Annotated in this window: 13 protein-coding genes; 9 read left to right on the top strand and 4 right to left on the bottom strand. The window is 40.4% G+C overall.

Annotated elements, in window-relative coordinates:
- Position 1: 1 nt before the first annotated feature.
- From K2X50_10105 to K2X50_10095, 3 genes are all read right to left on the bottom strand, one after another.
- Positions 2 to 745, bottom strand: a complete 744-nt coding sequence (locus K2X50_10105) for a DUF2971 domain-containing protein (GenBank protein ID MBX9587595.1) — start codon at positions 743 to 745, stop codon at positions 2 to 4.
- A 24-nt stretch (positions 746 to 769) separates the two neighbouring features.
- Entirely contained in the window at positions 770 to 1,393 is a 624-nt protein-coding gene (gene lptC, locus K2X50_10100) for an LPS export ABC transporter periplasmic protein LptC (protein ID MBX9587594.1), read from the bottom strand.
- Between the two features lie 75 nt (positions 1,394 to 1,468).
- Positions 1,469 to 2,461 carry a KpsF/GutQ family sugar-phosphate isomerase gene (locus tag K2X50_10095; GenBank protein MBX9587593.1) on the bottom strand — a complete coding sequence of 331 codons (993 nt, stop codon included), beginning with the start codon at positions 2,459 to 2,461 and terminating at the stop codon, positions 1,469 to 1,471.
- Positions 2,462 to 2,642: 181 nt separating this feature from the next.
- Between K2X50_10095 and argS the strand changes: the two genes are divergently transcribed.
- The 8 genes from argS (at position 2,643) to K2X50_10055 (ending at position 11,122) form a co-directional block, all read left to right on the top strand.
- The gene (gene argS / locus K2X50_10090; GenBank protein ID MBX9587592.1) at positions 2,643 to 4,412 is read left to right on the top strand and encodes an arginine--tRNA ligase; all 1,770 of its coding nucleotides are present in this window, start codon (positions 2,643 to 2,645) and stop codon (positions 4,410 to 4,412) included.
- 112 nt (positions 4,413 to 4,524) lie between these two features.
- Entirely contained in the window at positions 4,525 to 5,301 is a 777-nt protein-coding gene (locus K2X50_10085) for an ATP-binding cassette domain-containing protein (protein MBX9587591.1), read from the top strand.
- Between the two features lie 5 nt (positions 5,302 to 5,306).
- Positions 5,307 to 6,089: a lipid asymmetry maintenance ABC transporter permease subunit MlaE gene (mlaE, locus tag K2X50_10080; GenBank protein ID MBX9587590.1), complete on the top strand. Its 783-nt coding sequence runs from the start codon at positions 5,307 to 5,309 to the stop codon at positions 6,087 to 6,089.
- Complete coding sequence (gene mlaD / locus K2X50_10075) at positions 6,083 to 6,571, top strand: outer membrane lipid asymmetry maintenance protein MlaD (GenBank protein MBX9587589.1); 489 nt, start codon at positions 6,083 to 6,085, stop codon at positions 6,569 to 6,571. Before mlaE ends, mlaD begins: the two co-directional genes overlap by 7 nt.
- The gene (locus tag K2X50_10070; protein ID MBX9587588.1) at positions 6,561 to 7,193 is read left to right on the top strand and encodes an ABC transporter substrate-binding protein; all 633 of its coding nucleotides are present in this window, start codon (positions 6,561 to 6,563) and stop codon (positions 7,191 to 7,193) included. Before mlaD ends, K2X50_10070 begins: the two co-directional genes overlap by 11 nt.
- A complete protein-coding gene (locus K2X50_10065; GenBank protein MBX9587587.1) occupies positions 7,190 to 7,483 on the top strand; it encodes an STAS domain-containing protein in 294 nt (97 codons plus the stop codon). Before K2X50_10070 ends, K2X50_10065 begins: the two co-directional genes overlap by 4 nt.
- 36 nt (positions 7,484 to 7,519) lie before the next feature.
- Positions 7,520 to 8,779 (top strand): UDP-N-acetylglucosamine 1-carboxyvinyltransferase, encoded by a 1,260-nt coding sequence (gene murA, locus K2X50_10060; GenBank protein MBX9587586.1) that lies wholly within the window; start codon positions 7,520 to 7,522, stop codon positions 8,777 to 8,779.
- A gap of 393 nt (positions 8,780 to 9,172) precedes the next feature.
- Positions 9,173 to 11,122 carry a hypothetical protein gene (locus K2X50_10055; protein MBX9587585.1) on the top strand — a complete coding sequence of 650 codons (1,950 nt, stop codon included), beginning with the start codon at positions 9,173 to 9,175 and terminating at the stop codon, positions 11,120 to 11,122.
- Between the two features lie 112 nt (positions 11,123 to 11,234).
- Here the strand turns inward: K2X50_10055 and K2X50_10050 are convergent, their stop codons facing one another.
- Positions 11,235 to 12,056, bottom strand: a complete 822-nt coding sequence (locus K2X50_10050) for a DUF5630 domain-containing protein (GenBank protein ID MBX9587584.1) — start codon at positions 12,054 to 12,056, stop codon at positions 11,235 to 11,237.
- A gap of 458 nt (positions 12,057 to 12,514) precedes the next feature.
- On the opposite strand from K2X50_10050, the gene K2X50_10045 reads away from it, so the two are divergent.
- Complete coding sequence (locus K2X50_10045; GenBank protein MBX9587583.1) at positions 12,515 to 13,552, top strand: AI-2E family transporter; 1,038 nt, start codon at positions 12,515 to 12,517, stop codon at positions 13,550 to 13,552.
- Positions 13,553 to 13,725: the final 173 nt, after the last annotated feature.

Genomic DNA, 13,725 nt, shown 5'->3' with positions numbered 1-13,725 from the left:
TTTAACCAGAGATAATTTTTAAAGCATATTTTTTCTCCTCAACTTCAGCTTGATAAAATGAGAAATCAGTTCTGTTTTCCAAGCATTTTTTTAGATATTTTTTATCTTCTTCTGGAGTTTTGCAACCAAAAATTATTCCAGTAATTGCTTTACGCACATTTAAATTTTTCAGTATCCCAGGTTTGTAAAAAAGCCGCCATTCTTTTTCGTGCTCATATCCTGACCACTTTGTGTTGAATAGATTATCCCAATTTCTGTCAATGCTGACTGATAGCGACAAGGGGACATTGTTGTATTGAACTATTGTGGGTCTCTGTAATTGATTATTGGTTTTATACCATATCCCAAGTTTTTCCCATGAAAACTCAATGCAGATGCCTTTGTGACTATCAGCATAGTAATCAAACATTAGCAAGTCATCGTTTCTTTCTGTTAAACATAAAACGCCAGGTTGACAGCCATATTTTTCTAAGGCTTCTGAAACGTGCTTTGCAGCAGCTGCGCCACTAACATTCGTTATATTCCCACTATCAAATTCACGAATTGGTATAGGGTTTTCTTTGTAATAGAAAGACGCTTCGTTTGGGTCGCCAAGCTCACTGGGTTTTGCAAAATAGAGCTCATCTTCCAAGAGTAATTTTATAGTGAAGTCATCTATTTTTTTATATTTGTATAAGATCTTAGGTGGAAGAGCAGGCTCACAGAGTGTGGTCCTTGTATTGAGAAAATCTAATAAACGTTTCAAGGGATTGTGATCGAGGATTGCGAATCAGAGGGGAGTGCGAAGCTTAGCGTGGGTATTATCACTAGGCTGAGCAGTGCGAGCAATCGGTTCATACTGACCTCTAATATCTGTTAGTAGTTTTAATGTGCCAGCTTTCATATCGCCGTGCAACCCTTTGCCCCGCAGAACAATTTGTGGGTAATTGATGGTCACTACGGAATCGCTATCGGCTGTTTTTAAGTTAGGATGTACAGTCAATTTATCGGTTGTGACTACAACGGCGGGTGCGCTGGAACGGACGCGATGTTCGATCTGAACCTTATCGTAAAGGATAACGGTATCGCTGCCTTGAGTGCTAGTGCCTTTCGTGGCGTGGATGTGCCACATTTCTCCGTGCGGGCCAAAAATATCTAATTCAGGTTCATGAAGTTCCGAGGTGTTTTGGTAAGGATAATGTTTTGCGCTGTTCACATGCAGTCTTTCATGAAGATTCCCACTTTTATCAGTGCTGTGATAATGCGCGCCAATGATATACGCATCATGATGCTCGGGGTTTACGGCTTGGTTAACTGTTCGGCCTGTATCTCCGTTAACTTGCCAAAAGATAAATGCGCTGACTGCAATGACGAGCGTAACGAGCGCATAGCTCAGTGCAGATGAACGATTCAAGGGAAAATCCAGTGATGTTTTTTATCTATTAAACAAGGTGTTGCGCGCGCTTTATAAAGTGAATTCCGCATGACGCTAAAGTCCGGCATTTAAGAGATCGTGAATGTGAGCAACGCCCAGCAATGTGTGTTGATCATCAACGACTAAAATGGAAGTAACTTTATGATTTTCCATCATCATTAGAGCGTCATACGCGAGCATTTGTGGTGATATTTTTTTGTAATTTTGAGTCATGACTTGTTTCATCATGGTGGTATGTAAATCAAGACCTTGATTAAGGGTACGACGGAGATCACCATCGGTGTAAATTCCGACGAGATTTCCTGAGCTATCTTGTACGGATGTCATTCCAAGTTGTTTTTGAGTCATTTCGATCAAGGCATCTTGAACGTTTGCTTCGAAATGAATTCGTGGAATGGCTTGGTCGCGTCGCATAACATCTTCGATACGCAGGAGTAAGCGCTTTCCTAAATTCCCTGCAGGATGATAGCGGGCGTAATCTTGAGCGGTGAATCCTTTGGCTTCAAGTAACGTCAGGGCAATGGCGTCACCCATCACGAGTGTCGCCGTTGTGCTTGATGTTGGAGCTAATCCCAGCGGACAGGCTTCTTGTACCACGCCAATATTCAAATGAACGTCTGCACGTTTGGCCATAGTTGAAGAAGGATTTCCTGTAATAGCTATCAGCGGAATACGAAGATTTTTGATCAGAGGAAGTAAGCTGACAATTTCAGCGGTTTCGCCTGAATTTGAAATGGTTAAAGCGATATCGCGGTAGGTAATCATCCCCAGATCGCCATGATTTGCTTCGCCGGGATGCAAAAAGAAAGCGGGTGTACCGGTGCTTGCGAGTGTCGCGGCAATTTTGCCGCCGATATGTCCAGATTTTCCCATGCCGATGACAACGACTCGACCATCACAACTTAGTATCAAGCGGCACGCTTGCGAAAAATTATCGTCGATGCGTTCAATTAATGTAGCGATGGCTTGCATTTCTGCACGAACGACAGACTTGCCTAATTGGCTCAATTTTTCTGAGGTAAGATCGGTGATTGCGGTAACTTCCATAATCCGACCATTGTATCAGGATGTGCTCTGAAAGTCGAGTTTTCTCGATGTTTTCAACTGTTTTGAACTATCAGAAATTAGCGCAAAACCAACAAATATTGCTGGATTACTTTGTTAGACTACACATTTTAAAATGAATATGCGAGACTGCGGTAATGACAGAATACTTAAGGGGCACTGTATGCTATCGATTCGAAAAGAATTGTTGAACATTTTTCAATCAGCGATCACCGATTTGTTGGGTGAGGGGAATATTATAAAAGAATCGAGCATTCAACGGGCAAGCCGTCCTGAATTTGGTGATTACCAAGGAAACTTTGTGATGGGGTTTGCTAAAGCGCGTGGAGAGAATCCTAAAGCAATGGCCGATGCGGTGATTCAACGTGCTCTTAGTGCTCAAACTTCAGGGCCGTCCGTTTTTGAGAAATTAGAGAGCGCAGGTCCTGGGTTTATTAATATTACATTGAGCAAAGACAATGTGGCCCAACATCTCATTGCTTTTAATCCTCAAGAGTATTCAGAGGGTGCAGAACACCGTGATAAAACGGTGGTGATAGATTATGGCAGTGCCAATGTTGCAAAAGAGATGCACGTAGGACATTTGCGTTCGACAGTTATTGGGGATGCTATTGTTCGAATTTTGTCTTTTGCAGGATATACTGTGGTTCGACAAAGTCACTTGGGTGATTGGGGAACTCAATTCGGTATGTTGATTGAGTATATGGTGGAACGTCAGCTGATTACCGATCAATTGACAGTCATGAGTGATTTAACAGCATTATATCAGCAAGCTAAAGTTGCGTTTGATGCCAGTCCGGAATTTGCCGATCGTGCACGAGAACGTGTTGTTAAATTGCAACGAGGGGACAAAGAAACTCTACAAATTTGGCAACATTTAGTTGATATTAGTCGTCAATATTTTGAGAAAATTTATCAGCGTTTAGAAGTATTACTGACTCGTGAAGATGATTGTGGTGAAAGTTTTTATAATCCCATGTTGGATGATGTTGTTGACGAATTAAAAAAAGCAAGAATCGCTGAAGAAAGCCAAGGTGCTTTAGTCATTTTTCTTGATGGCTATTTTGACCGAGATAAAAATCCATTGCCGATGATCATTCAGAAAACAGACGGAGGATATTTATATTCTACGACTGATTTAGCGGCAGCGAAATATCGAATGAATCATTACAATGCAGATCGATTAGTGTATGTTACTGATGCTCGTCAAGAGCAGCATTTTAATATGGTTTTTGCGGCTGTAAAACGAACAGGTTGGGCAAAAAAATCGGTTGAATTTCAACATGTGCCTTTTGGTTCTGTTCTAGGAAAAGATAAAAAGCCTTTTAAAACGCGAAGTGGAGAAACAATTCGTTTAGAATTATTAATTGATGAAGCCATTGATCGCGCTTATAAAATAGTAGATGAAAAAAATCCTAATGCTAGTGAAGAAGAGAAAAAACAAATTGCGCGAATTATTGGAATTGGCGCACTCAAATATGCTGATCTGTGTAATGAACGAATTAAAGATTATGTATTTGATTGGGATGTCATTTTGTCATTTGATGGAAATACAGCGCCTTATTTACAAAATGCGTTTGTGAGAATTCAATCCATATTTCGAAAGGGCGAAATTGATGTGAGCCAATTAGAGAAAATAAAAAGTTTTTCTACGGATTCTTTAGTCGAGCCAATTGAGCATGAATTAGCAATTCATTTGTTGGAATTTCATGAGGTGGTTGCGCGTGTAGTAGAGGATTTGCTCATTCACAAATTGTGTAATTATCTCCATAAATTAGCGGTGCTATTTCATCGGTTTTATGAGCACTGTAAAATCCTCAATATTACAGACACGGATATTCGCGATAGTCGATTGCAGCTGTGCCATAAAGTGAGCATCACTCTGAAGCAGGGCCTCGATCTGTTGGGAGTTAAAGTGTTAGATAAGATGTAGTGCAAAATTCAGGTTATGAGCTAAGATAAAGAGGGGGTCGAGAGTGGGTCAAGACTTGACCCCTTGGACAAAGGAGTTAGGTGTGACATCAGCATTGGTATCATTGAAAAACATGAGGTATTCTCGTGGAGACCGACTTATCTTTGATAATATTTCATTGGAAATTCCACGAGGGAAAATCACAGCAATCATGGGACCTAGTGGTACAGGTAAAACCACATTATTACGATTGATGAGTGCGCAACTGTATCCTGATCACGGACAAATCTTATTTGATGGCATCGATATTCATCAGATTTCTCAGTCAGCATTATTTACATTACGCCAACGAATGGGAATGTTATTTCAAAGTGGTGGCTTGTTTACGAATCTCAGTGTTTTTGAAAATGTCGCATTTTCATTACGTGAACATACACGATTGGCTGATGATATTTTGAACGATTTGGTGTTGATGAAATTGAATGCGGTTGGACTGCGAGGTGCTCGACATTTAATGCCTTCTGAATTATCGGGAGGAATGTCACGAAGGGTGGCATTGGCACGAGCCTTAGCGATGGATCCTGAGTTAATGTTTTATGATGAACCTTTTACAGGCCAAGACCCTATTACGATGGGAGTATTGGTTAAATTAATTAAAGAAATTCATCAGGCCTTAAAGTTAACGTCTGTAATCGTTTCGCATGATGTTCAAGAAACGGCCAGTATTGCCGACTATATTTATTTATTATTTAATGGAAAAATTGCTGGTGAAGGAACGCCGGAAGAATTATTCAAAGATTCCTCTCCAGTCGTGCAACAATTTATGCAAGGTTTGCCCGATGGTGTTGTTCCATTCCAATATCCTTCAAAAACATTTGTTGAAGATCTTGAATTGATAGCTAAGGATTAGGTTCTATGATTGACAAATTTTCGCAAATTGGTGCAATTGGGATTCAACAATTCCAACAATTAGGAACGTCTGGATTATTTTTAACGAGAATTTTATTTCGTGTTCCGCGATTGGTAAAAGGTTTTAAATTACTGGTAGAGCAACTGTATGTTGTAGGTGTGCTATCATTGTCGATAATTATGGTATCAGGATTATTTATTGGAATGGTGCTCGGATTGCAAGGCGTGAATACGTTGCAACGTTTTGGCGCTGAATCTCAATTAGGTCAGTTGGTGGCTCTGAGCGTGGTGCGTGAGTTAGGGCCTGTAGTAACGGCACTTTTGTTTGCTGGCCGTGCAGGTTCTGCATTAACGGCTGAAATTGGATTAATGCGTGCAACTGATCAAATTGCCAGTATGGAAATGATGGCGGTAGACCCCATTTGGCGCGTGATTTCACCTCGATTTTGGGCTGGTGTTATTTCTATGCCGATTTTAGCAATGATTTTTAATGTTGTAGCGATTTGGGGTGGTTATTTAGTGGGTGTAAAATGGTTGGGGATTGATGTGGGCGCATTTTGGAACAATATGCAAAGTTCTGTCGATTTTCATCAGGATATTTTAAACGGCATTATTAAAGCAGGCGTATTTGGATTTGTGGTGACTTGGATAGCAGTATACCAGGGTTATTATGCGGTACCTACGGCACCAGGCATTAGCCTGGCAACAACTCGATCTGTGGTCTATGCTTCATTAGCAGTATTGGGGTTTGATTTTATTCTGACTGCTGTAATGTTAAAAGGATGGTAAGCGTGCGAAATCGATCGATCGATATTTTTGTTGGCATTTTTATGGTTATAGGAATGCTGGCCTTATTGTTTTTGGCCATTCATGTGAGTGGGCTAACACCTGCTTCACAGAGTGATCATTATCGACTCGTTGCGGAATTTGATAATGTTGGATCCTTAAAACAACGAGCACCTGTACGCATTGCTGGCGTGACTATTGGTCGAGTGGATTCAATTCTTCTTGATCGTAAAACGTTTAGAGCAAAAGTCGTATTGCTGATCGAAAATCATAGTAATCAATTACCCACAGATACTGAAGCGCGCATTCAAACCGAAGGTATTTTAGGGGCAAATTATGTTGCGTTAACACCGGGATTTGATCAAGTTAATTTAACGGAAGGTGGTCAGATTGCGATCACCCATCCCGCATTAATTTTAGAAAATTTGATCGGTCAAATGCTTTTTAAATCGGATGGAAAGGAGAAGCCAGTTCATGATCGATAATGTTGTAATTCGAAAATTTTTCGCAAGTTTAGTGCTTTTTTGCAGTGTGTTTGCGAGTAGTGCAATTTATGCAAACGACCCGGCGCCTGTTACGGTGTTAAAAGAGTCCACTATTGAAATGTTGGCAGCTCTGAAATCTCATCAAGGGACTTTGAAAAGTCATCCTAAATATTTAGAAGACCAAATTCGTCGAATTGTTGTACCAAAATTTGATCTTACATCAATGTCTCAGTCTGTGGTCGGACGTCGTTATTGGGATGAATCTTCTCCTGCAATGCGACAAGCGTTTATTCGCGAATTTACTGATCTTGTGATTAATGTCTATTCAGCACCGTTGCTCGATTATAATGGTGACAAAGTACATTTTCTTCCACTTCGTGAAAACATTGGGGGGCAATCTCGGGTTGTTGTGCAAACGATAATTGTGAGACCTACAGGTCAGCGAATTGCAGTGAATTATAGTTTGAAAAATAGCGGCGCTGCGTGGAAGGTGTACGACTTTAGTATTGAAGGTATTAGTATGGTGGCCAGCTACCGCTCTCAATTTGCTGAGGTGTTAGAAGCAAAAGGAATGTCAGGACTGCTCGCCCAAATCCGCTCTCACAGTAGGGCGATATCATGAGTTTTGCGGGTCAAGAATCTTTCACTGTAACAGGGGATCTCGTATTTACGACGGTACCCCGATGGCGACGAATAGGGCGCCAATATATTGATGCGACCGATGAACCGATCTTCGAATTCAACAATATTACCCGATGCGATAGTTCCGGTGTGGCTTTGTTACTTGCCTGGTTGCGTGATGCCAAAGAAAGGGGTAGAGTCATCCGATTTTCGCAGATGCCGCAGCAATTAGTCGATATTGCTCAGGTATACGGGGTTTTGGACGTGCTGAGTAGTAGTCTTACCAATTAGGTTGGCTCTTCTCAGCAATAATTGCAGGGTGAGTCAATGGATAAACTGATTATTAAGGGTGGAAAACCACTCAGCGGCGAAATTAAAATTTCTGGAGCTAAAAATGCCGCATTACCTATTTTAGCGGCAACCTTATTGGCTCATGAGCCTGTGACCATAGCAAATGTTCCTCATCTCCAAGATGTAACGACTACCATGCGACTATTAGGGTCGATGGGCGTGCATCTGAGTGTCGATGACCGTATGCAAATCAGTGTGAATTCCTCTACTGTTGAAAATTTTTACGCCCCATATGACTTAGTGAAAACAATGCGCGCATCTGTTTTGGTGCTAGGCCCATTGTTGGCTCGCTATGGAAAAGCAGAAGTTTCTTTGCCAGGAGGTTGTGCTATTGGTTCACGTCCCGTCGATATACATATTAAGGGGATGATAGCATTAGGTGCCGATATCGAGGTTGAGAATGGATATATTAAAGCGAGCTCAAAGAATCGTTTGAAAGGTACTGATTTTCTTTTTGATGTGGTGACTGTCACCGGGACTGAAAATTTAATCATGGCAGCTTGTTTAGCAGAAGGTCAGACGGTCTTACGAAATGCTGCATTAGAACCTGAGGTTGAAGATTTAGCGAAATTTCTCAACACCTTAGGTGCGAAAATTTCAGGTGCTGGTTCAGATACAATAATTATTGATGGTGTTGAACAACTTGGCGGTGGGCACTACACAGTGTTACCTGATCGGATTGAGGCGGGTACTTATTTAGTTGCTGCTGCGATGACACGTGGTCAAATCAAAATTAAAGGTATTGATCCTACGATTATGAGTGCGGTGCTATCAAAGCTTCGAGAAGCGGGTGCGGAAATATCTCAAGGCGAAAATTGGATTGAATTGTCGATGAACAATAATCGTCCTAAAGCAGTCAGTATATCCACGAACCCCTATCCGGCATTTCCGACGGATATGCAAGCTCAAATGATGGCATTAAATACTGTGGCTGAAGGTGTTGCTGTTGTGACTGAAAATGTTTTTGAAAATCGGTTTATGCATGTTCAAGAATTACAAAGAATGGGTGCTAAAATTGAATTAACAGGCAAGACCGCTACGTGTTGGGGTGTTGAAAAATTAACAGGAGCCCCCGTGATGGCGACGGATTTGCGAGCCTCAGCAAGCTTGGTTTTAGCAGGATTAGTCGCAGAAGGTGAGACAGTTGTGGATCGAATCTATCACGTTGATCGAGGCTATGAGCGCATTGAAGAAAAACTGACTCAATTAGGTGCGACGATTCAACGATCTTCGTAACTGTTCACCATATGATGGGAACGTTTTTTGCCATGCTAGCCAAGGTGGTGAATGATTACCGAGATTCATAAGCATCTCCCGGTTAAAGATTTTAGGTATTTAGGTTGCTCAATTCCCCGTATTCATAGCTGTTGATTTTAAAACCCCTCATCGCGAAAGGAAAATCTTCTATCTTGAAGGCAAATAATTTTCCTTAGCCGGGAATTGCTGGTGATTCATAATAATCATAAAATCTAGGATAATTCCTTTTTTCTATATAAAGTTTCTTTTTTCCATATAAAGTTGTTGACGATCAGTGAGTTAAATATTACTATAAATGTAATAGCTCATGTCACAAAGGCATAAAGTTAATAATAAGTTCTTAATTTTAATACTATAGAAAAAGGTGTTTTTATGAAAAAAAGTGCTCTCGGAGCTCGCAATACGGAAATTGCTCCATCTACCCCTAGTCGACCTCTCTCAAAAAATCGTCTGGCCGAAATTCTGTTTAGAAGCACGGAAATTTTGAACAGTGTTGGTACCCGCTCTTTTACAGACTTTGTCAAACGTTATTCTTTGAATGTTAGAAGTGGGATATCGTTGTTGAGGGCTGTGAAAAAACAATATGATCCAGAACTTCATTTTCGTAGCAGAGATTTCTATGACATTTTGAGCAACATCGATGGGCTCGAAAGTTTAGGTACTTTACTTGAGGAAGGGCATCTCTCTATCTATGACCAACTTCTCCAAATCTTAGCACGTTGGCGAGTTGATGGTTGGGTTGTTTGTAATCAAGATTTCATTCTCTGGTGTCATGGACGTAGGGATTATTTACCCACGCTTTTAACACAATATGCGGGTAATCCTGTTCTCTTAGCTGGCGACATGGTCGAACAAACATTGCCCGCTGTTGACTTTCTATGGCTGATTGAATTAGTTGGACCAAAGAATGAAGATCAGGTTAGAATTCAGCTCAATAAAGTTTCATCGAAAATATCAAACCCAGAATATGGTAAAGCGTTACTCAAATTTTCAGCTCAACTTGATCAAATGAACGCATTTAAAACGATAATTTCTCCATTAGCAGAAGACTCTGTCGAGAGCGTGCTAGAGTTTTTTCAAAAACGAAAATCCGTTTTCGTAGATATATTAGCGGGAAGAACTAACGAGGTTTTAGATCAGTATAGACAATCGAATCCTCAGGCTGATGAAATCCTTACAGCCATTTTGGAGGATAATAAAGGGCTATTAGTTCGGCTTTTGAATTTGCGTAACCGTCAGAAAGTTCTTGAAAAACAAGCTGCGCGCGATTTCTTGAATCCTCTCATTGAACAACTACAGAGTTTGAAGTCATTAATCACTCCTTTAGACACATCGAAAACTTTCGAAATGCTACAATTTTTTAAAGCCAATCAGAATTTTTTCAAAGTGTTAGCGTTAAATTACAATGCCTTTGATCCAGCTTTTAGATCGTATGTTGATGCAAATCCACAAGCGAAGGATCTTATTCAAAGATTTCAAGCTCATGGTCAGCGACTTCGAAGGTTCTTACAGGTTGTAGATATACAAACTGTACTAACTGATCCTCAAGCTGAAGAATATTTTCGCCCGCTCGTTAATGATTTATTGACTGGATTTTTCAATGGACGATGGCGGTTTCTTGCTAAAATTTCCGGAATTAATGATCAGTGGCCAGATCGGGAGAGGGCAATGGTTTGGGTAGCGGCCACCATAGAGAAATATCGTGATGAGATGAAACACTTAGTCGCTGATAAGAAAGAGTGGCGTACCTGGATTAAGCATCATCCTGAATTTCAACCTATTGCGAGTGAATTCAGAAATGCTTTAATACAATGTGTTGAAGGACCGGTGAAATTATCAGAAGAGAGTTTCGCAGGGGATTGTCAAACAGGCGCTGTACGAGGTTGTGTGGATGTACGCCCTGGTAAAGCACGTGCTTTTGTGCCTATTCTTACATGTCTTTTAGAAGCGTTGGGTGATCTAACCGAACAAGATACTGTGAATGCCATATCAAAAGATGTGTTGTTATTTAATTTTGTTGCACATCCGACTAATCATGCGTTGCTTCAGTTTTTCTATAACGGGCTTCAAGTAATCCATCCCGTTTTAGAGGCTTTTCTAGATCATCAAAATAACAAGGTTGATACTGAAGTTCCTACTTTTGATCCTGCAGTATTGCGTGACCAGTCAAATAGTCCATTGTCAGTAGATTTACACAGGAATCTGAAACTGAAGCCATTAAAACCTAAGGGGCTTCGGTTTAATTTTCAAGAGCCACAGCAGATCAGGGTAGAGGAAAGCACTGAAAATCAAGGAACACAATCAGTGACTGTAAGGCTGTAATAACCTATTAGCTGTCACCTCACCGAAGCTCGACACTAGGTCACGATGAGTTAGGTGAGGTGATTAACGCGATAACGTTTGACGCAGATTCCAACTGCAGAAACTAGGTTGATTAGTTCAGATCCATCATCAACCCACTGGTTTGATCAGGTACGGCTTCTAGAAGAGGAATTAACAGCCTAACTTCACTTGCCACTTCTCTTTGTATTTTTTGTGTAAGCAATAGCGAAGCATCAATTAGCTTAAAGAAATGTGCAATCAGATCTTGAATTGTTTCACAGCCCCAACTATTGCTTGCAATTATTCCTTGCCCTTCATAGCAGCTTTCAATTTGAGCTTCACTATAAGGTTCTAATGCATCTGCCATTAATAAATGTTCATAGCAAGTAGAGTAGTATTGTAGTGCGAGAACTTTATTGGCTTTTGTAAAATGTTGAGCTGCAAAAAAATTCATTATTGCTGATAATAAATAACCGGGTGTTTGGTGTTTTTCAGCTGCATGTAATGCAATTTCACAGCCATCTTGAATAACAGTTTTGAAATTTATATTTGCATTTTCTTTTTCTGAAAATAGTTGATTAATACAAATATTAACAGCCGCTCTAGCAGCATGGAAATTTGAATGTGAAAACGCGAGTATTTTTAAATATTGAAATACAATGATATTATGTCCTTTAGCGCGACAATAATTTAATGCGCAATTAAAAAAAGGATGCACATTATCGGTTGTAATGACTGGCTTTACTGTGGAGTTTTTTTGAAGTTCCACACTCATTATTTTCCAATTATTGCTCCATCCAGTAAGATGTTTTGAAGATAAATGTTGCTTGCGCAATTCTTCATCTTTTACCGCACTAAAAAATATTTGCAGAAATTTATCAGATACGGGACCAGAACCACTGCTGCGCAGCGATTCCCTGCTGGCTTCTTCCATAAAGCATCCTTTAATTCGTAATTATCTTTGCACAGCATCTACCGGTTAAGGAATATATGTTTAGCTCATTCAATTCTCGGAATTTAATGTAGCTGATATTAAACCGGTAGATGCTTCCTTAAAAATATTGAGGGGAAAGAATCACGATTCTCTCCCCTAAAACCCCTCATCGCGCAATGAAAATCTTTTAACACTTTGAGTGCAAATAACTTCTCTTAACTGTGATCACTTATTTTTCCATATTAACATAATAAATTTTCATTTGCGAACAAGAATTTTTAGCGCAATATGTTGTGAATTATTTTTGCTAATGCAACTAGATGTTGTGTTTTGATTGATTTATTACTGATTTTTCAATTCATGGATTATGATTTTTATGCGCAATAGTTTGTTTATGCAAATATCTTATAGAGTGTTATAATTCTACGTCAGTGATATAAGCTTTTAATGAGGGATACATGAATCAAAATCATCGTGAATTAATTAGCATCGGATTTACTATTACTGTTGTTGTTATGGCAGCGATTGTAGCCATGCATTTTTTGCTTCCCTTGGTGTGGGCGGGAATCATCGCGATTGCAACCTGGCCGGTTTATCAGCGTTTTGAACGTTGGATGGGGTATCGTAAAACCTTAGTTGCTGCGCTACTGACTTTCGCATTTACTCTGGTAGTCATGGTGCCTTTGGTGTGGTTGACCATTAAAGGGCTACATGAGGCGCGTGTATTTGCGAACTTCCTCATTCAATCCAATACAGAAGGGGTTCCTCAGCCGGAGTGGATTAAAAGTCTGCCCTGGGGAAGTGAGTACCTACAGAACATGTGGCAAGATAAATTGGGACATCAAGGGGCAGTATCTGAATTGCTTCAAACTGAAACCTCTTCCATTAAATCACTTAGTGGTTTTGCAAAAACAGTAGGGTTGCAAGTGGCCCATCGCTCCGTTGTGTTTGGCTTCGCTCTTTTGTGTTTATTTTTCTTTTACCGTGATGGGGAAAGTTTGGCTAAGCAGATCAATGCCTTAGGTGATTATTGTTTAGGTCATCGTTGGCATCTTTATTCAAGTAATTTACCGAATGCGATCAAGGCAACTGTAAACGGATTAGTCTTAGTAGGTTTGGGCGTTGGTGTGATTATGGGCACTTGCTACGCTATATTAGGTGTTCCATTTTCTGTCATGCTTGGTGCAGCTACCGCACTCTTAGCCATGATTCCCTTTGGTGCTCCAATAGCCTTTATCACTGTAGGATTGGTTCTATTGATTAAAGGAAGTCTTGCAGGCGCTGTTGCAGTATTAGTTATTGGTTCTATCTTGATGTTTGTGGCAGATCACTTTGTGCGCCCGGTCATTATTGGTAATGCCACCCAACTCCATTTTCTCGCGGTATTATTTGGAATTTTGGGCGGCGTCGAAGCTCTAGGGCTAGTGGGCTTATTTATTGGTCCCGTCGTGATGGTGTTGTTCTCAACTTTATGGCGCGAACCAGAATTGAGCTAAGGCGTCGTAGGAATAAATCTTTTAGCGCTCGCCAAGTCGACGTGATATTCCGACTGTCATTTCACTTAACAATTACGTAAATATTAAGATGATAATGAGTTGGACTGGGCAAGACAACCTTTTCAAGACCGCCGTAAATACATCCGTGTAGGCTTCGGTCGAAACATCCTGTT

This window comes from Gammaproteobacteria bacterium (assembly GCA_019748175.1).
GTDB lineage: Bacteria > Pseudomonadota > Gammaproteobacteria > JAIEPX01 > JAIEPX01 > JAIEPX01.
Note: the sequence above shows the minus strand (reverse complement) of the source record. Positions and strands in the feature narration are given on the sequence as shown.